The 16,053-nt window shown below is 66.6% G+C and carries 20 protein-coding genes; 10 read left to right on the top strand and 10 right to left on the bottom strand.

Annotated features, from left to right (window positions below; genetic code table 11):
• Window positions 1-3: 3 nt before the first annotated feature.
• The 5 genes from pheS to pyk all read right to left on the bottom strand — a co-directional run bounded on the left by pheS (window position 4) and on the right by pyk (window position 3,688).
• The gene (gene pheS / locus CRO50_RS04140; protein WP_097144584.1) at window positions 4-1,068 is read right to left on the bottom strand and encodes a phenylalanine--tRNA ligase subunit alpha; all 1,065 of its coding nucleotides are present in this window, start codon (window positions 1,066-1,068) and stop codon (window positions 4-6) included.
• Window positions 1,069-1,229: 161 nt separating this feature from the next.
• Window positions 1,230-1,595: a 50S ribosomal protein L20 gene (gene rplT, locus CRO50_RS04135; RefSeq protein ID WP_097144583.1), complete on the bottom strand. Its 366-nt coding sequence runs from the start codon at window positions 1,593-1,595 to the stop codon at window positions 1,230-1,232.
• Window positions 1,596-1,607: 12 nt separating this feature from the next.
• Window positions 1,608-1,814: a 50S ribosomal protein L35 gene (rpmI, locus tag CRO50_RS04130; protein WP_097144582.1), complete on the bottom strand. Its 207-nt coding sequence runs from the start codon at window positions 1,812-1,814 to the stop codon at window positions 1,608-1,610.
• A 138-nt stretch (window positions 1,815-1,952) separates the two neighbouring features.
• On the bottom strand, window positions 1,953-2,183 hold the full coding sequence (locus CRO50_RS04125; protein WP_097144581.1) for a hypothetical protein: 231 nt from the start codon (window positions 2,181-2,183) through the stop codon (window positions 1,953-1,955).
• 50 nt (window positions 2,184-2,233) lie between these two features.
• Window positions 2,234-3,688: a pyruvate kinase gene (pyk, locus tag CRO50_RS04120; RefSeq protein ID WP_097144580.1), complete on the bottom strand. Its 1,455-nt coding sequence runs from the start codon at window positions 3,686-3,688 to the stop codon at window positions 2,234-2,236.
• A 122-nt stretch (window positions 3,689-3,810) separates the two neighbouring features.
• Here pyk and CRO50_RS04115 point away from each other — a divergent pair, with 122 nt between their 5' ends.
• The 5 genes from CRO50_RS04115 to nhaA all read left to right on the top strand — a co-directional run bounded on the left by CRO50_RS04115 (window position 3,811) and on the right by nhaA (window position 6,869).
• Window positions 3,811-4,551, top strand: coding sequence for an N-formylglutamate amidohydrolase (locus tag CRO50_RS04115; RefSeq protein WP_097144579.1), 741 nt, complete (start codon window positions 3,811-3,813; stop codon window positions 4,549-4,551).
• Complete coding sequence (locus CRO50_RS04110) at window positions 4,548-4,847, top strand: hypothetical protein (protein ID WP_097144578.1); 300 nt, start codon at window positions 4,548-4,550, stop codon at window positions 4,845-4,847. The genes CRO50_RS04115 and CRO50_RS04110 overlap by 4 nt, the downstream gene beginning before the upstream one ends.
• A 16-nt stretch (window positions 4,848-4,863) precedes the next feature.
• Window positions 4,864-5,205 (top strand): 5-carboxymethyl-2-hydroxymuconate Delta-isomerase, encoded by a 342-nt coding sequence (locus tag CRO50_RS04105; RefSeq protein ID WP_097144577.1) that lies wholly within the window; start codon window positions 4,864-4,866, stop codon window positions 5,203-5,205.
• 14 nt (window positions 5,206-5,219) lie between these two features.
• The gene (locus tag CRO50_RS04100) at window positions 5,220-5,531 is read left to right on the top strand and encodes a DUF1244 domain-containing protein (protein WP_097144576.1); all 312 of its coding nucleotides are present in this window, start codon (window positions 5,220-5,222) and stop codon (window positions 5,529-5,531) included.
• 132 nt (window positions 5,532-5,663) lie between these two features.
• Complete coding sequence (gene nhaA, locus CRO50_RS04095; protein WP_097144575.1) at window positions 5,664-6,869, top strand: Na+/H+ antiporter NhaA; 1,206 nt, start codon at window positions 5,664-5,666, stop codon at window positions 6,867-6,869.
• Window positions 6,870-6,951: 82 nt separating this feature from the next.
• On the opposite strand, the gene CRO50_RS04090 is transcribed toward nhaA, so the two are convergent.
• The 4 genes from CRO50_RS04090 to dgcN form a co-directional block, all read right to left on the bottom strand.
• Window positions 6,952-7,680, bottom strand: coding sequence for a hypothetical protein (locus CRO50_RS04090; RefSeq protein WP_097144574.1), 729 nt, complete (start codon window positions 7,678-7,680; stop codon window positions 6,952-6,954).
• A gap of 158 nt (window positions 7,681-7,838) precedes the next feature.
• The gene (locus CRO50_RS04085) at window positions 7,839-8,702 is read right to left on the bottom strand and encodes a D-amino-acid transaminase (RefSeq protein WP_097144573.1); all 864 of its coding nucleotides are present in this window, start codon (window positions 8,700-8,702) and stop codon (window positions 7,839-7,841) included.
• A gap of 341 nt (window positions 8,703-9,043) precedes the next feature.
• On the bottom strand, window positions 9,044-10,009 hold the full coding sequence (gene dgcA / locus CRO50_RS04080; protein ID WP_097144710.1) for an N-acetyl-D-Glu racemase DgcA: 966 nt from the start codon (window positions 10,007-10,009) through the stop codon (window positions 9,044-9,046).
• A 72-nt stretch (window positions 10,010-10,081) separates the two neighbouring features.
• Window positions 10,082-11,086: an N-acetyltransferase DgcN gene (dgcN, locus tag CRO50_RS04075; RefSeq protein WP_097144572.1), complete on the bottom strand. Its 1,005-nt coding sequence runs from the start codon at window positions 11,084-11,086 to the stop codon at window positions 10,082-10,084.
• A 242-nt stretch (window positions 11,087-11,328) separates the two neighbouring features.
• On the opposite strand from dgcN, the gene CRO50_RS04070 reads away from it, so the two are divergent.
• Together CRO50_RS04070 and CRO50_RS04065 are read left to right on the top strand one after the other, a co-directional pair.
• Window positions 11,329-12,291 carry an L-malyl-CoA/beta-methylmalyl-CoA lyase gene (locus tag CRO50_RS04070; RefSeq protein WP_097144571.1) on the top strand — a complete coding sequence of 321 codons (963 nt, stop codon included), beginning with the start codon at window positions 11,329-11,331 and terminating at the stop codon, window positions 12,289-12,291.
• 262 nt (window positions 12,292-12,553) lie between these two features.
• Entirely contained in the window at window positions 12,554-13,060 is a 507-nt protein-coding gene (locus CRO50_RS04065; RefSeq protein ID WP_097144570.1) for a hypothetical protein, read from the top strand.
• 7 nt (window positions 13,061-13,067) lie between these two features.
• Here the strand turns inward: CRO50_RS04065 and CRO50_RS04060 are convergent, their stop codons facing one another.
• Window positions 13,068-13,520, bottom strand: coding sequence for an Lrp/AsnC family transcriptional regulator (locus CRO50_RS04060; protein ID WP_097144569.1), 453 nt, complete (start codon window positions 13,518-13,520; stop codon window positions 13,068-13,070).
• Between the two features lie 118 nt (window positions 13,521-13,638).
• Here CRO50_RS04060 and CRO50_RS04055 point away from each other — a divergent pair, with 118 nt between their 5' ends.
• The 3 genes from CRO50_RS04055 (at window position 13,639) to CRO50_RS04045 (ending at window position 15,967) form a co-directional block, all read left to right on the top strand.
• The gene (locus CRO50_RS04055) at window positions 13,639-14,235 is read left to right on the top strand and encodes a LysE family translocator (protein WP_097144568.1); all 597 of its coding nucleotides are present in this window, start codon (window positions 13,639-13,641) and stop codon (window positions 14,233-14,235) included.
• A 3-nt stretch (window positions 14,236-14,238) separates the two neighbouring features.
• On the top strand, window positions 14,239-14,838 hold the full coding sequence (locus tag CRO50_RS04050) for a hypothetical protein (protein WP_097144567.1): 600 nt from the start codon (window positions 14,239-14,241) through the stop codon (window positions 14,836-14,838).
• Between the two features lie 166 nt (window positions 14,839-15,004).
• Window positions 15,005-15,967 (top strand): acetyl-CoA carboxylase carboxyltransferase subunit alpha, encoded by a 963-nt coding sequence (locus tag CRO50_RS04045; protein ID WP_097144566.1) that lies wholly within the window; start codon window positions 15,005-15,007, stop codon window positions 15,965-15,967.
• The last annotated feature ends 86 nt before the right edge of the window (window positions 15,968-16,053 follow it).

The raw sequence follows: 16,053 nt of genomic DNA, 5'->3' as shown, positions 1-16,053 counted from the left end.
GGGTCAAACCCCGCCGCGGATCGTCGGCACCTGCAGCGCGCTGAACCCGTAGTGCCTCAGCCAGCGCAGGTCGCTGTCGAAGAACGCCCGCAGGTCCGGGATGCCGTATTTCAGCATGGCGATCCGGTCGATGCCCATGCCGAAGGCGAAGCCCTGCCACTCGTTCGGGTCGATCCCGCCTGCCTGAAGCACCTTGGGGTGCACCATGCCGGAGCCCAGGACTTCCAGCCAGCCGTCGCCCTCGCCCACCTTCACGGTGCCGTTCTCCCAGGAGCACTGGATGTCGACCTCGGCCGAAGGCTCGGTGAAGGGGAAGTGGGAGGCGCGGAAGCGGGTCTTCACCTTGGTGCCGAAATAGGCCGAGAAGAACTCCTCCAGCACCCATTTCAGGTTCGCCATCGAGATATCGCGGTCGATGGCCAGGCCCTCGACCTGGTGGAACATCGGCGTGTGGGTCTGGTCGTAATCGGCGCGGTAGACGCGGCCGGGGCAGATGATCCGCGTCGGCGCGCCAGTGGCCTCCAGCGAGCGGATCTGCACGGGCGAGGTATGGGTGCGCAGCACGTGGGGCGGACGGTCGTCGCCCTCTGCGCGGTGCATGTAGAAGGTGTCCATCTCGGCCCGCGCGGGGTGGTGGCCGGGGATGTTCAGGGCGTCGAAGTTGTACCAGTCGGTCTCGATCTGCGGCCCTTCGGCCACGGCAAAGCCCATGTCGGCGAAGATCGCGGTGCATTCTTCCCAGACCTGGCTGACCGGGTGGATCGAGCCCTGGCGCTGCGTCCGGGTCGGCAGGGTGACGTCCAGCCATTCGGCCTTCAGGCGCTCATCCAGCGCCGCATCGGCCAGGCCGGCCTTCTTGGCGGCAAGGGCGGAGTTGATCTCGTCCTTGAGGGCGTTGAGCTTCGGGCCCATCACCTGGCGCTCTTCCGGGGTCATCTTGCCCAGTTCGCGCATCTTGAGGGAAATCTCGCCCTTCTTGCCCACGGCCTGAACGCGCAGCTCTTCCAATGCGGATTCGCTCTCCGCGCCGGAAATGAGCCCAAGATATTTCGCCTTCAGATCGTCCATCACCGCCTCCGTTCGCAGACCGCGACGGGGTTACCACAGGTGGACGGGAATGCAAGGATCATGGGCCGGCGGCGCGGGCTGGGCAGAGGCCATGGCGCGGGCACGAAAAAACCCCGCTCCGATGGGAGCGGGGTTTCCTGTCTCTCGGAAGGTCCGGTCGCTTAGGCGGCCAGGGCTTCCTTGGCCTGGTCGACGATCGCGGCGAAAGCTGCGGGTTCGTTGACGGCCAGGTCGGCGAGAACCTTACGGTCCACTTCGATGCCGGCCAGGGTCAGACCGTTGATGAAACGCGAGTAGGTCATGGCTTCGTCATGCGCACGCACACCTGCGTTGATCCGCTGGATCCACAGGGCGCGGAAATTGCGCTTGCGGTTCTTGCGGTCACGGGTTGCGTACTGGTTGGCCTTGTCGACGGCCTGACGGGCGACCTTGAAGGTATTCTTGCGGCGGCCGTAGTAGCCTTTTGCTGCCTTGATGACCTTCTTGTGACGGGCGTGGGTCGTGGTACCACCTTTAACACGGGACATACTGCGACCTCCTTATTTCTTGCGGGCGTAGGGCATCATCGGCTTGATGATCTGCTCATCAGCCTTCGACAGGGTGGTCGTGCCGCGTGCGGTACGGATGAACTTGGTGGAGCGCTTGATCATGCCGTGGCGCTTGCCGGCCTGACCAGCCAGGATCTTGCCGGTCCCGGTCACCTTGAAGCGCTTCTTGGCGCTCGACTTGGTCTTCATCTTGGGCATTTTCGTCTCCTCTTATGAGAATTACACGCGACTCGGCATGCCTCGTCGGCCGGCCGCGCAGGTAGAGATCGGGCGTATATGGGCGGATTCGCCTTTTGGCAAGGGGTAAGCGGGGCAAATGGCCCGCTGCCCGCGACGTCAAATGGCGCGCAGCACCTCGGCCAGAACGCGGATGAAGACATCCGGCAGATTGCGCGGCGCATAGCGCTCGGGGTCGTCGAGGTAGGCCCAGGCCACCATTCCCGCGCCACAGCAGATGGAGAAGGCCGAGACCGAGGGCAGACGCCGGTCCGCCCAGGCCGAGACCAGGGCGGGGATGGCGAGCAGGCAGAGCAGGACTCCGCCTGCATAGATCATGTCGAAGTTCATGCCCCCGGCCTATCCCATCCGGGCGCCGGGGGGCAAAGCCTAATCCGCGCTTACTCGGGGTCGGCTGCGAAGATCAGGCGCTCTTCACAGGGGGCGACGCGCAGGATGTTGGTGGTGCCCGAGGTGTTGAAGGGCACACCGGCGGTCACGACGATCGAGTCGTTCTCTCCGGCCAGGCCGGTGGTGCGGGCGCCACGGGCGGCATTGACCACGGCCTGCTTGAAGCGCGACAACTCGCCGACGACCAGGTTCATAACGCCCCAGGACAGGGTCAGACGCCGCGCGGTGCCGCGCAGCGAGGTCAGCGCCAGGATCGGCACGCGGGGCTTTTCACGGCTGACCAGAAGCGCGGTGGTGCCGGACTGGGTGAAACAGCAGATGGCGCAGATGTTGGTCGTCTCGGCGATCTCGCGCGAGGCGGCCACGATGCCTTCTGCCACCGAGCCCACGCCCGAGATGGACGACCGCTGCGCCTCGATCACCTCGCGGTAGAGCTTGTCGCCCTCGACCTCCTGGGCCACGTTGTCCATCGTCTTGACCGCTTCGACCGGGTACTGACCGGCGGCCGATTCCGCCGAGAGCATCACGGCGTCGGTGCCCTCGTAGATGGCGGCGGCCACGTCCGAGACCTCGGCCCGCGTGGGCATCGGGCTCTCGATCATGGATTCCAGCATCTGGGTGGCGACGATCACCGGCTTGGCCGCGGCGCGGCACTTGCGGATCAGGCGCTTCTGGATCGGCGGCACCGCGTGGACGGGCAGTTCGACGCCCAGGTCACCACGGGCGACCATGATACCGTCGGACACCTCGAGGATCTCGTCGAAGCTCTTCACCGCGGCGGGTTTCTCGATCTTGGCCAGGACGGCGGCGCGGCCATCGACCAGCTTGCGGGCCTCGTGCATGTCCTCGGGGCGCTGCACGAAGCTGAGCGCGATCCAGTCGACACCCAGCTGACAGGTGAACTCCAGGTCCTTGCGGTCCTTCTCCGACAGCGCGGCCAGCGGCAGCACCACGTCGGGGACGTTCACGCCCTTGCGGTTGGAAATCGTGCCGCCGACGGTGACTTCGCAATCGGCGAAATCGGGGCCGCAGTCCTTCACCTTGAGGCGGATCTTGCCGTCGTTGACCAGCAGGGAGGAGCCGGGCTCGAGCGCCGCGAAGATCTCGGGGTGGGGCAGGTTCACCCGCTCGGAGGTGCCGGGCGTCGTGTCCAGGTCGAGGCGGAAGTCCTGGCCCTCGACCAGATCCTCACCGTCTTCCGAGGCGAAGGTGCCAACGCGCAGCTTCGGGCCCTGAAGGTCGGCGAGGATGCCGATCACCGAGTCCAGGTCCCGCTCGATGCGGCGGATGATGCGGTGGCGTTCGCGGATCTCGTCATGGCTGCCGTGGGACATGTTCAGACGGAAGACATCCGCCCCGGCTTCATGAAGCGCGCGGATCGTCTCGTAGTCCGAGGACGCCGGGCCCAGGGTGGCGACGATTTTCGTGTTGCGCTGACGTCTCATTAAGGTCATCCCCGTTGTCGCTTCCCGGCCCCGCCGGGAATGTTAGCGTTCACATCTACACTAAAGCGCGGCGTTGCGATTGCCAATGGCGCCTATATGTCTCGAATAGAGGTGACAGCCGGATGACATATGTCCCTTACCAAATCCTTGGACAGGAGCGTCCGTCCCGCTGGCTTGTCACCTGCGATCATGCTGCCAACACCGTACCGGGATTCGTCGGCGACGGTAGTCTTGGGCTGTCCCAAAGCGAGATGTCCCGCCATATCGCCTATGATCCGGGCGCGGCGGGGGTCACCGCGGCGCTTGGCGAAGTGCTTGATGCGCCTGCGATCCTGTCGAACTTCTCGCGCCTGGTGATCGACCCGAACCGCGGCGAGGACGATCCGACGCTGCTGATGAAGCTCTATGACGGTACGATCATCCCCGGCAACCGCCACGCCGGCCCGGCAGAGCTGGAGGCGCGGCTGGAGGCCTGCTACCGGCCCTACCACGCCGCCCTCGGTCAGCTGGTCGCCGCCCGCGCGGATCGCGTCTACCTGTCGATCCATTCCTTCACGCCGCAGCTGAAGGGCCGCCCGCCGCGCCCCTGGCAGATCGGCGTGCTCTATGCCGCCGACGAACGCCTCTCGGCGCCGCTGATCGCGCGCCTCGCGCAGGAGCCCGACCTCTGCGTCGGTGCCAACGAGCCCTATGGTGGCCACCTGCCCGGCGATGCGGTCGACCGCCACGCCATCGCCCATGGCTTGCCCAATGTGCTGATCGAGCTGCGCAACGACCTGATCGCCACGCCCGAGCAGCAGCGCGCCTGGGCCGAGCGCCTGGCGCCGATCCTGGAAGAGGTGCTGGCGGAGACCGGGCTATGAGCGAAGACGTTGCCAGCGGCACCCGCCTGATCATCGACTTCCACGGGCTGGAGGTGCCCTACCGGGCCCTCGTCGGCATCCTCTCGGGCCTTGCGCCCTACATGGAAGAGATGGACGACTTCGGCCTGCTGGCCGAAGAGCAGCCGCTGCCCGAAGACGGGTTGCCGCTGGTCGAGCTACGCCTCGACGGCCCTGTCGATGCCGATATCCTGCAACTGACCCATGCCGCGGGCGAGGCCCTGGCCGCCGAGCTGCCGCGCGGCACCCGCATCGCCCTGCCCGACTACCCAGCCTGACCAGACCGGAGGCCCCATGCCCCATATCGTGATCGAATTCGGCGGCCTCGCCCTGCCCCCGGCCCTGCCCGACGCGCTCTGCGCCGCCATGGCGGCCCACCCCGAGGTCCCCGAAAGCGCCGTGAAGCTGCGCGCCCACGAAGTCAGCGCCTTCCGCCTGCTCTCGGGCGAACCGGGCTTCGTCAATGTCTGCCTGCGCCTGATGGACTCGCGTCCTGAAAGCCAGCACGTCGAGCTGGCGGATGCGGTGATGACGGTGCTCGAGGCGCATCTGCCGCCCGAGATCGCCCTCGGCGTCGAGACCGCCCGCATCCCCAGGGCTTCCTTCCGCAAGCGCGGCGGCCTATCTCAGGGATGACACAGGAGGACATCATGGACGACCAGACCCGCATCGAACTGGAGGCAGCCGCCTTCCGCACCCTGCGCGCGCACCTGATGGAAAAGCGCACCGATGTGCAGAACATCGACCTGATGAACCTGGCCGGGTTCTGCCGCAACTGCCTCAGCCGCTGGTACATGGAAGCCGCGCAGGAGCGTGGCATCGACATGGACAAGGAAGAGGCGCGAGAGATCTTCTACGGCATGCCCTATGACCAGTGGAAGTCGCAGCACCAGTCCGAGGCCAGCGACGCGCAGCAGGAAGCTTTCAGCAAGGCTTTCAAAGAGAACGTCAACGAAAAGTAACCGATAGGGTCACTTTTCGGTTAACTGGCTCTTGAGCCGGGCACCGGAGACCCCATCTGCATCATGATGCCTTGAGGTTCGCCCCCGAGGCAAAAAGCATGTTCAAGACCTGGAATAGACGAGGAGACGGGAATGGGGCTACGGCGCGAGTTGGACAGATTTTTTTCGAGTGATGCTTCGGGCGGGATATTCCTGATCCTGGCAACTGCCCTGGCGCTGATCGTCGCCAATTCCTCTCTGGGGCCGGCCTATGACGACTGGCTGCACACCTATCTAAAGATCTCCTTCGGGGAGAGCGAGCTGAAGAACTCGCTGCTGCATTGGATCAACGACGGTCTGATGGCGATCTTCTTCTTCCTGGTCGGGCTCGAACTGAAATACGAGCTGCTGGAAGGCAAGCTGAAGAACCCGGCGGACGTGGTGATGCCCGGCGTGGCGGCGATTGCCGGCATGGCCTGCCCGGCGATCGTCTATGTCTCTCTGAACCTCGGCAATTCCGCGACCCTGGGTGGCTGGGCCATCCCGGCGGCGACCGACATTGCCTTCGCGCTCGGCGTGCTGGCGCTTGTCGGCCCCAAGGTGCCCTCGTCGCTTAAGATCTTCCTGCTGACGCTGGCGATCCTGGATGACATGGGCGCCATCGTGGTGATCGCGCTCTTCTACACGGCCGATCTGCAGATCGACTACCTGTTCCTGGCGCTGATCCCGCTGGCCGGCATGTACATCCAGCTGCGCCGCAAGGCGCACCGGATCGCGCCGACCCTGCTGCTGGCGGTGGTGCTGTGGTTCCTGGTGCTGAAGTCCGGCGTCCACGCGACCCTGGCGGGCGTGCTGGCGGCCTTCTTCATCCCGATCAAGGACCGCTACGGCAAGTCGCCCCTGCACGCGCTCGAGCATGGTCTCTCGCCCTATGTGCTGTTCTTCATCGTGCCGCTCTTTGCCTTCGGCAACGCGGGCGTGAACCTGACCGGGCTGACCTTCGCCGACCTGCTGGACCCGCTGGCGCTCGGCATCGCGGGTGGCCTTGTGCTGGGCAAGCAGGTGGGTGTCTTCGGCGTGGTCTGGGTGATGGTGAAGACCGGCATCGCCCGCATGCCCACGGGGGCCAACTGGGCGCATATCTACGGTGTCGCCTGCCTTGCCGGTATCGGCTTCACCATGTCGCTCTTCATCGGCACGCTCAGCTTCGCCGATCCCACGCTGATGAACTCGGTCCGCCTCGGCGTGCTGACCGGCTCTGCCATCTCGGCGGTGCTGGGCTTCACTGTGCTCAAGATCGCCTCCCGCGATGGCGACGTGCACAAGCACGAGCCTGAGCCCAAGACCGAGCTGGCCTGAACGCCACGCCCCTGAAACGCGAAAAGGCCCGAGCTCTGCTCGGGCCTTTTTCAGTTGCGGCTGCCGTCATTCCTGCCCGGCGTCAGTTCTGCATGGGCGGTGCGGGCTTCACCGTCTTGGGCCGCGCGACCGGTCCCTCGGGCAGCGGCGGCGGTCCCGGAGGCAGCGGCGCCACCGAGACATCGGGCAGCGGTGCCGGGCCCTCGGGCATCTCCAGGCGGTAGGGCTCATCGCCCAGTATCAGGGTTTCGGCGGGCATGCGGAAGGTGACCTTGCCCAGCACTCGGTTGCGACCGAGGCGGCGCTCGCGCAGCTCGCCGTCTACGATCTCGAGGTCGCTGACCGTGTAGTCCCGTGCCACGCCCTCGGGATCGATCAGGCGCAGCACCGCCGCCTCCGGCCCCCTGTCGGCGTCCAGCAGGACAAAGCGGGCGGGGTCGGCGTCTTCCGCCATGTAGAGCAGGACATCCAGCACCGCGGCGCTGTCGCTGCGCCGCGCCTCGCGCAGGGAACAGACGCCCTCGAAGGCCGAGATGCCGATGACCCCCGCGACCACCGAGACCGGGGCCGAGACCGCGGCGGCGACGACGCCCGTGACCTCGGCGATCCGGTTGCCGTCGGGGCTGGGGCTCAGCAGGTTGGCACCCGAGGCCACGTCAGACAGGTCGAAGCCCGCGCCGCTGCGGATCGCATCGCCCAGCATCGAGCCGCCGACATCCGACAGCACCTCGCCGGGACGATAGCGGCAAAGGTCCGCGGCGGCGGGGGTGGCAAGGCAAAGCAGCGGGGCTAGGAACAGGGCGGCGCGCATGGGGCTCTCTCGGACAATCGGCGCAGCCTTGGCACGGCGCGGGGGATTCGCACAGCCCCGCCACGTCCCGGCCCGCCAAACGGCAGAAAGGCGCGGGCTTTCGCCCGCGCCTCGCCAAATCCATAGGGTGGGAGCCATCCCACCTTCCACGTCCCGCCTCAGACGGCGGCCTTGCGCATTTCGTCCAGGTAGATCTCGCGCAGGCGCAGGGCGGTCTTGCCCGGCGTGCCGTCGCCCAGCTGGGTGCCGTCGATCTCGACCACCGGCATGACGAAGGCAGAGGCGGAGGTCGTGAAGGCCTCATCCGCCTGCTGGGCTTCCTCGATGGTGAAGTTGCGCTCTTCGACTTCCATCTGCGCCTCGGCGGCCAGCTTCAGCACCGCGGCGCGGGTGATGCCGTGCAGGATGTCGGTCGACAGCTCACGGGTGATGATCTTGTTGCCCTTGACGATATAGGCGTTGTTCGACGAGCCCTCGGTGACGAAACCGTCCTCGACCAGCCAGGCGTCGTCGCAGCCGGCCTTCTTGGCCATCATCTTGGCCATGGAGGGGTAGAGCAGCTGCACGGTCTTGATGTCGCGGCGGTGCCAGCGGATGTCCGGGACCGAGAGGATCTTGGCACCTTTCTTGGCCGCCGGGCTGTCGGCCAGGCCGGGTTTGTTCTGCGTGAACAGCACCAGGGTCGGCTTGGTGGTCTCGGGGTCGGGGAAGACGAAATCGCGGTCGCCGTCCGAGCCACGAGTGACCTGCAGGTAGACCAGGCCTTCGTCGATGTCGTTCTTCTCGACCAGCTGGCGGTGGATCTCCAGCAGCTCGTCCATGGTGCAGGGGGCGGGCATGTCGAGCTCGTTCAGCGAGCGCTCGAGGCGCTTGGCGTGGCCCGCGAAGTCGATCAGCTTGCCGCCCAGCACCGAGGTCACCTCGTAGACGCCATCGGCCATCAGGAAACCACGGTCGAAGATCGAAACCTTGGCCTCTGCCTCGGGGATATACTCACCATTCACGTAGACGATGCGGCTCATGGGCCTTTCTCCTGTCGCTGGCGGGGCTGGCCCGCGTCTCTCGTTGTCCTGTTAGCCCCCGGACTGCGTCGAGGCCAGAGATTTAGCTGGCAGACCGCCGGAAGGGAAATCAACGGTCTGCCGGATGCCGGTGGCGATAGGGCCTCCGGCATGTTCGATTGCGCGCGGGCGGGCGGTGAAAGCAGGGGGCGGAAGGTGGATTTGCATCCACCCTGCACCTGCCGGACAGGCCTGCGCCAAGGGCGCAGGGCGGGAGTGATCCCAACGTCCGGTCCACCGACCGTTCGCCACACGAGAGGTCCGCCGGACCTCACGCCGGGCGCAGGCGCCCGGACAGCGGCTCAGCCCCAGAGCACGGCCGTCGACGGATGCACTCCGGCCTCGTCGTATTGCAGCGCCGCATCGCGGTCCTTCGCCATCAGCAGCGGGCCATCCAGATCGGTGATCATCGCCCCCTGCGCCACCAGCACGGCGGGTGCCATGGCCAGAGAGGAGCCGACCATGCAGCCGACCATCACCTTGTAGCCCTCGGCCAGCGCGGCTTTCCGCAGCTCGAGCGCCTCGGTCAGGCCGCCGGTCTTGTCGAGCTTGATGTTCACCACGTCGTACTTGCCCTTCAGATCGGGCAGGCTGGCGCGGTCATGGCAGCTTTCGTCGGCGCAGACGGGCACCGGACGCTCCATGCCGATCAGCGCCTCGTCCAGCCCTGCCGGCAGCGGCTGCTCGACCAGCGCCACGCCAAGGCGCACCAGATGCGGCGCGAGATCAGCGTAGACCTCGGCGGACCAGCCTTCGTTGGCATCGACGATGATCGTCGACTTGGGCGCGCCGCGCCGCACGGCTTCCAGCCGGGGCATGTCGTCGGGGGTGCCGAGCTTGATCTTCAGCAGCGGCCGCCAGGCGTTCTTCGCGGCCTGGGCCTCCATCGCCGCCGGTTCGTCCAGCGACAGGGTATAGGCGGTGACCTCGGGCTTGGGCGCCTCGAGGCCGGCCAGTTCCCAGACGCGCTTGCCGGCGCGTTTGGCCTCGAGATCCCAGAGCGCGCAGTCCACGGCATTGCGCGCGGCACCGGCTTCCAGCAGATCCTGCAGGCCCTTGCGTGTGATGTCCGGCGGCAGCGCGGCGATCTGCGCCTCGACCGAAGCCAGGGTCTCGTTGTAGCGGGCATAGGGCACGCATTCGCCCCGGCCCTGGTGGGTGCCATCATCCAGCGTGACGGTCAGCACCTCCGCCTCGGTCCGGGCGCCGCGACTGATGCGGAACACCTGGGCCAGGGGAAAGGTATCGCGGGTCACCTCGATCTTCATCGAAAGCCCCTCCTTCATCTTGCCGAGAATTTGCCCGCCGGAGACATCCATGCCCCCGGCGGGTCGATCCGATCAGCCGAGCGCAGCCAGCGCGTCGACCAGCGGGCCGGCGCCGTAGCGGTAGGGGTCGGTTGCGGGCAGGCCCATCTCTTCCTCGACCTTCGCCAGGTAGGCGCGGGCGTCCTCTTCGGACATGTGCTGCGTGTTCACCGAGATGCCCACGACCTTAACGTCCGGGTTCACCCAGGAGGCCAGGCCCATGGCCATGTCCCGCACCTGCTGCAGCGAGGGCAGCTTGTAGTCGGGCAGGCCGCGCATGTGTTCGCGGGTCGGCTCGTGGCAGAGCACCAGCGCGTCCGGTTGGCCGCCGTGGATCAGCGCCATGGTCACGCCCGAGTAGGAGGCGTGGAAGAGCGAGCCCTGGCCCTCGATCATGTCCCAGTGGTCATCATCGTTGTCGGGCGTCAGGTACTCGATGGAGCCCGCCATGAAGTCGGCGATTACCGCGTCAAGCGGCACACCGTCGCCGGTGATCAGGATGCCGGTCTGGCCGGTGGCGCGGAAGCTGGACTTCAGCCCGCGTTCCTTCATTTCCTTGTCCATGCACAGGGCGGTGTACATCTTGCCGACCGAGCAGTCGGTGCCGACGGCCAGGCAACGCTTGCCCTTGCGCTTCACGCCGGTGGCGATCGGATACTGGACCGAGGGGATACGCACGTCGTGCAGGGTGCGGCCGCAGGCCTTGGCAACGGCGACGAGGTCTTCCTCGTTGCGCAGCAGGTTGTGCAGGCCAGAGGCGATGTCGAAGCCCTCTTCCAGCGCCGCGATCAGCACCTTCTTCCAGGCCGGAGAGATCACGCCGCCGCGGTTGGCGACACCGATCACCAGCGTCTTGGCGCCGGCGGCCTTGGCCTCGGCCAGGGTCATGTCGGTCAGCTTCATGTCGGCCTTGCAGCCTTCCATGCGGAACTGGCCAACGCAGTTGCCGGGGCGCCAGTCCTTGATGCCCTGAGCCACTTTCGCAGCCAGAGCGTCGGGGGCGTCGCCGAGGAACAGAAGATACGGGGTCTCGATCATGTCTATGGTCTCCCTGAGGATATTTGCCCCCAGCTTGCGTGGTTTTCCCATCAAGGTGCTTGCGAATTGCGCGCGCCTGGCGGGAATCCCGCCAGTATCTCCCGGATTCTGAGCGCTCTTTCGAAGATCCTGCCGCCGCGACGCAGAACCATGCTGCGGCGCAAAATCCGCCTTGCAATCCATCGCGCAACTTAATAACCCTACAAGCAGTCTATGTGTAATTTCCTTTCAAGGAGGCCGAAATGTCCTTCCGCGTTCAGCCCCAACCCCCGGCGCGGCCGAATCGCTGCCAGCTCTTCGGCCCCGGCTCCAACACCAAGCTCTTCGCCAAGATGGCGGCCTCGGCGGCCGATGTGATCAACCTGGACCTCGAGGACGCCGTGGCGCCCGACGACAAGGCACAGGCCCGCGCCAATGTGATCGAGGCCATCGGCGCGGTCGATTGGGGCAACAAGACGCTTTCGGTGCGAATCAACGGGCTGGATACGCCCTGGTGGTACCGCGACGTGGTCGACCTGCTGGAGCAATGCGGCGACCGGCTGGACCAGATCATGATCCCCAAGGTGGGCTGCGCCGCCGACATCTACGCCGTCGACGCGCTGGTCAGCGCCATCGAGACCGCGAAGGGCCGGAGCAAGCGCATCGGCTTAGAGGTGATCATCGAAAGCGCCGCCGGCCTGGCCCATGTGGAAGAAATCGCCGCCGCCTCACCCCGGATGCAGGCCATGAGCCTGGGCGCCGCGGATTTCGCCGCCTCCATGGGGATGCAGACCACAGGCATCGGCGGCACCCAGGAAGACTACTACATGCTGCGCGAGGGGCAGAAATACTGGGGCGATCCCTGGCACTGGGCACAGACCGCCATCGTCGCCGCCTGCCGCACCCACGGGCTGCTGCCGGTCGACGGCCCCTTCGGCGATTTCTCCGATGACGAGGGCTACCGGGCGCAGTCTCGCCGCTCTGCCACCCTGGGCATGGTCGGCAAATGGGCCATTCACCCGAAGCAGATCGCCCTGGCCAACGAGGTCTTCACCCCGTCCGAGGAGAAGGTCTCGGAGGCCCGCGCAATCCTTGCGGCCATGGAGGACGCCAAGCGCACCGGGGCGGGCGCGACGGTCTTCAAGGGAAGACTTGTTGACATTGCATCTATCAAACAGGCAGAAGTGATCGTGAAACAAGCCGAGCTGATTGCTTGCGGGGTCTGACCGCTGCTCGCTCGGTGGGGCGCCCGCGTGAGGAGGACTCGCGGGCGCTTCTTTTTTCCCAAGCCTGCAAGCGCCAAACATACCCGATCGCATGGTCAGACCGCGGCGCCGGCGCCGCAAGATGCGCTGACGTATGGGCGAATCACGTCTGCAAGCACATGGGCAGTCTCATGGGCAGGGGTTCGCCCAGATCCGACTCAGGCCTTGGCAGCGCGCGAATCCGGTATAGGTTGCCCCAAGCAGTACCTCCCGGAGATGACAGATGCGCGCCATTCGCACCGCCCTCAGCCTTGCCCTTCTCGCCAGCCCCCTGCCGCTCGCCGCGCAGGACGTGGTCGAAAACGACGTGGCGAAGATCTTTTCCGAGCACTGGCTGCAAAGCAAGGAAGCCGGCAAGAACGGCCTGCTGATGTACCTGAGCCAGGAACGCGCGGTCGAAGGTGACTACTTCTCGATCCGCTGCGAGGGCGATGGCCGCTCTGTCCGGCTGGGCTTCGGCACCGACCTCGAAGAGCCCAAGACGATCTTCCGCGTCGACGGCCGCGCCATGACCTTCCCGCTGGAAGCCACCGGCGTCACCCCCGACCCCGCGATCTCGCAGGGGGATATCCACGGCTACCGCATCGCCTTCTCGGGCGCGGATCAGCTGGAGGCCTTCCTCGGCGACCTGCGCCGCGGCTCCGAGCTGGTGATCGACGGCCAGGCCCTGCCCATCGACCTCTCGGGCTCGGCCCAGGCGATCCAGGAGCAGGCCGGCTACTGCAAGTGAGCCCGGCTCAGGCGCGCTCGTCCTTCGGAGAGCCCATGACCACATAGGTGGTCAGGGCCGAGACATGGGGCAGCGTGCCCAGCACATCCGTATGAAAACGCTTGTAGGCGGCGAGGCTCTCGGCCTCGATCCGCAGCAGGTATTCGCGCGACCCGGTGATGTTGTGGCATTCACGGCATTCCGGAGCGGCGGTCATGGCGGCCTCGAAGGCCTCCTGCGCGGCCTTGGTGTGCTCGGAGAGCCCGACCGAGGCATAGGCGATGAAGCCCGCTCCCATGGCCTCGGCATCCAGCACCGCGCGATACCCCAGGATCACGCCCGAACGCTCCAGCTCCTGCACCCGGCGCAGGCAGGCCGAGGGCGAGAGCCCCACGCGCTCTGCCAGGTCGAGATTCGAGATCCGCCCGTCGCGGGTCAATTCACGCAATATCTTTCGGTTGAGGTCATCCATCTTCGCCATGGATTGCAAAGTAGCACGTCTGACACGTCATTTTGCAACCTCATTCCGGCGAAGCCGCTCTAGGATTGCATCCAACAGACATTCCGGCGCCACCGCGCCCCGCCCCGGAGCCCCCCCGATGACCCTCCAGCTCTTCTCGGCGATCTTCGCCTTCTGCCTTGTCGGCACCATCACCCCCGGCCCCAACAACCTGATGGTCATGGCCTCGGGGGCCAACTACGGCTATCGTCGCACGGTGCCGCATATGCTGGGCATCGCGGTCGGCTTCTCTGTCATGGTGGCGCTGGTCGGGCTTGGCCTGATGCAGGTCTTCGACCTCTACCCGGTGGTACGCCAGGTGCTGATGGTCGCCTGCGGGGCCTACCTGCTCTATCTCGCCTGGAAGATCGCCCATGCCGCCCCGCCGGAAAGCAGCGATGCGCCCGAGGGCAAGCCGCTGACCTTCCTGCAGGCCGCCGCCTTCCAGTGGGTGAACCCCAAGGCCTGGGCCATGGGGATGAGCGCCATCACCCTCTACGCCCCCGAGAGAGAGCTCTCTTACGTGCTGCTCATCGCCGCCTGTTTCGCCCTGGTGGCGATCCCGTCGAACTCGGCCTGGATCCTGATGGGCCAGCAGCTGCGCCGCCTGCTGCACCGCCCGGCCCTGCTGCGCGGGTTCAACTGGACCATGGCGGGGCTGCTTGTGGCGTCCCTGGTGCTGGTGCTCTATCAGTAGCCCATGGCCCTGATGCTTCACACCGCCGAGGTCCACGTGGCGACCTTCGATGCCCTGCGCGACAGTCTCGCGCCGGGCCTGCCCTTGCGCCACGCCGTCCACCCGGACTGGCTCGAGGACGCCCGCGCGGGCCGGGCAGAGACGCTGCGGCCGAAGATCGCCCGACTGGCCGCCGAAGCTGATGGCCCCTTCATCTGCACCTGCACCACCCTTGGCCCGCTGGCCGAGGAACTGGGCGCGCTGCGCGTCGATCGCCCGATGATGGAGACCGCCGCCGGGATCGGCGGGCGCATCCTGATGGTCTACGTGCTGGAAAGCACCCGCGCGCCCAGCCTGGAGCTGCTGGAAAGCCTGACCGACGCAGGCACCACGTTGCGCCCCCTCGCCCTGCCCGAGGCCTGGCCGCTTTTCGAGACCGGCGAGACCGACCGTTTCCACGCCCATATCGCCCAGGCCATCCGCGCCGACCTGGCCCGCGAGGGCGCTGACGTGGTGGTTCTGGCACAGGCCTCCATGGCCGGTGCCGCGACGGCGTTGCAGGACCTGGGGCTGCCGGTGCTCAGCTCTCCGCGGCAGGCGATCCTGGCACTGGCGGCGGGCTAGCAGGTCCTGCGGCCGGGACATGCGCCGTGCAGAGGGGCCTCTGCCTGCCCCTGCGACGCCCATTCAAGCGGCCCTTCTCTGCCGGAAGCCGGTGGGGCAAATCTTGCCATATTGCACTTCGCCCCCATGGACTGCATATAACGTGCGACCGAAGCGGGAGCGCCAGATGACGAATTACCTCGATTTCGAACGTCCCCTTGCCGAGATCGAAGGCAAGGCCGAAGAGCTGCGGGCCATGGCCAGGCAGAGCGAGGAAATGGATATCGAATCCGAAGCTGCGGCCCTCGACAAGAAGGCCGCCGACATGCTGGTGGACCTCTACGCCAAGCTGACACCCTGGCGGAAGTGCCAGGTGGCGCGGCACCCCGACCGCCCGCATTGCAAGGATTACATCCAGGCGCTGTTCTCGGAATTCACGCCGCTGGCCGGTGACCGCAACTTCGCCGAAGACCTCGCCGTCATGGGCGGCCTCGCCCGCCTGGGCGACCGTCCGGTAATGGTGATCGGCCACGAGAAGGGCCATGACACCAAGTCCCGGATCGAGCGCAACTTCGGCATGGCCCGCCCCGAGGGCTACCGCAAGGCGATCCGCCTGATGGAGCTGGCCGACAAGTTCGGCCTGCCGGTGATCAGCCTCGTCGACACCGCCGGCGCCTATCCCGGCAAGGGTGCCGAAGAGCGCGGCCAGTCCGAGGCCATCGCGCGTTCGACCGAGAAATGCCTGCAGCTCGGCGTGCCGATGATCTCTGTCATCATCGGCGAGGGCGGCTCGGGGGGCGCGGTTGCCATTGCCGCCGCCAACAAGGTCGCCATGCTGGAACATTCGATCTACTCGGTGATCTCGCCCGAGGGCTGCGCCTCGATCCTGTGGAAGAACTCCGAGAAGATGCGCGAGGCCGCCGAGGCCATGCGCCTGACCGCGCAGGATCTTCACTACCTCGGCGTGATCGACCGCATCATCGGGGAACCCACCGGCGGCGCGCATCGCGCCCGCGAAGACGCCATCACCTCGGTTGGCAGTGCCCTGGAAGCGATGCTGAAAGAGATGGACGGGATGGACCGCAAGGCGCTGATCAAGGCGCGGCGCCAGAAGTTCCTCGACATGGGAGCGCGCGGCCTCGCGGCCTGAGCCCCCCTTCCGCGACCACGACATCTGAACGGCGCCCGGCACCCCCGCGGCGCCGTTTTCATTGGCCCCAGGCCCGCCACCCCCGC

It is taken from the genome of Pseudooceanicola antarcticus (assembly GCF_900215355.1).
Lineage (GTDB): Bacteria > Pseudomonadota > Alphaproteobacteria > Rhodobacterales > Rhodobacteraceae > Pseudooceanicola > Pseudooceanicola antarcticus.
This window is presented reverse-complemented; position numbering and strand designations above follow the sequence as displayed.

What these genes read in the sequence shown, in the direction of transcription:
- pheS (WP_097144584.1), bottom strand. Translation starts at nt 1,068, where the DNA reads ATGGACGATCTGAAGGCGAAATATCTTGGGCTCATTTCCGGCGCGGAG.
- rplT (WP_097144583.1), bottom strand. Translation starts at nt 1,595, where the DNA reads ATGTCCCGTGTTAAAGGTGGTACCACGACCCACGCCCGTCACAAGAAG.
- rpmI (WP_097144582.1), bottom strand. Translation starts at nt 1,814, where the DNA reads ATGCCCAAGATGAAGACCAAGTCGAGCGCCAAGAAGCGCTTCAAGGTG.
- CRO50_RS04125 (WP_097144581.1), bottom strand. Translation starts at nt 2,183, where the DNA reads ATGAACTTCGACATGATCTATGCAGGCGGAGTCCTGCTCTGCCTGCTC.
- pyk (WP_097144580.1), bottom strand. Translation starts at nt 3,688, where the DNA reads ATGAGACGTCAGCGCAACACGAAAATCGTCGCCACCCTGGGCCCGGCG.
- CRO50_RS04115 (WP_097144579.1), top strand. Translation starts at nt 3,811, where the DNA reads ATGACATATGTCCCTTACCAAATCCTTGGACAGGAGCGTCCGTCCCGC.
- CRO50_RS04110 (WP_097144578.1), top strand. Translation starts at nt 4,548, where the DNA reads ATGAGCGAAGACGTTGCCAGCGGCACCCGCCTGATCATCGACTTCCAC.
- CRO50_RS04105 (WP_097144577.1), top strand. Translation starts at nt 4,864, where the DNA reads ATGCCCCATATCGTGATCGAATTCGGCGGCCTCGCCCTGCCCCCGGCC.
- CRO50_RS04100 (WP_097144576.1), top strand. Translation starts at nt 5,220, where the DNA reads ATGGACGACCAGACCCGCATCGAACTGGAGGCAGCCGCCTTCCGCACC.
- nhaA (WP_097144575.1), top strand. Translation starts at nt 5,664, where the DNA reads ATGGGGCTACGGCGCGAGTTGGACAGATTTTTTTCGAGTGATGCTTCG.
- CRO50_RS04090 (WP_097144574.1), bottom strand. Translation starts at nt 7,680, where the DNA reads ATGCGCGCCGCCCTGTTCCTAGCCCCGCTGCTTTGCCTTGCCACCCCC.
- CRO50_RS04085 (WP_097144573.1), bottom strand. Translation starts at nt 8,702, where the DNA reads ATGAGCCGCATCGTCTACGTGAATGGTGAGTATATCCCCGAGGCAGAG.
- dgcA (WP_097144710.1), bottom strand. Translation starts at nt 10,009, where the DNA reads ATGAAGATCGAGGTGACCCGCGATACCTTTCCCCTGGCCCAGGTGTTC.
- dgcN (WP_097144572.1), bottom strand. Translation starts at nt 11,086, where the DNA reads ATGATCGAGACCCCGTATCTTCTGTTCCTCGGCGACGCCCCCGACGCT.
- CRO50_RS04070 (WP_097144571.1), top strand. Translation starts at nt 11,329, where the DNA reads ATGTCCTTCCGCGTTCAGCCCCAACCCCCGGCGCGGCCGAATCGCTGC.
- CRO50_RS04065 (WP_097144570.1), top strand. Translation starts at nt 12,554, where the DNA reads ATGCGCGCCATTCGCACCGCCCTCAGCCTTGCCCTTCTCGCCAGCCCC.
- CRO50_RS04060 (WP_097144569.1), bottom strand. Translation starts at nt 13,520, where the DNA reads ATGGCGAAGATGGATGACCTCAACCGAAAGATATTGCGTGAATTGACC.
- CRO50_RS04055 (WP_097144568.1), top strand. Translation starts at nt 13,639, where the DNA reads ATGACCCTCCAGCTCTTCTCGGCGATCTTCGCCTTCTGCCTTGTCGGC.
- CRO50_RS04050 (WP_097144567.1), top strand. Translation starts at nt 14,239, where the DNA reads ATGGCCCTGATGCTTCACACCGCCGAGGTCCACGTGGCGACCTTCGAT.
- CRO50_RS04045 (WP_097144566.1), top strand. Translation starts at nt 15,005, where the DNA reads ATGACGAATTACCTCGATTTCGAACGTCCCCTTGCCGAGATCGAAGGC.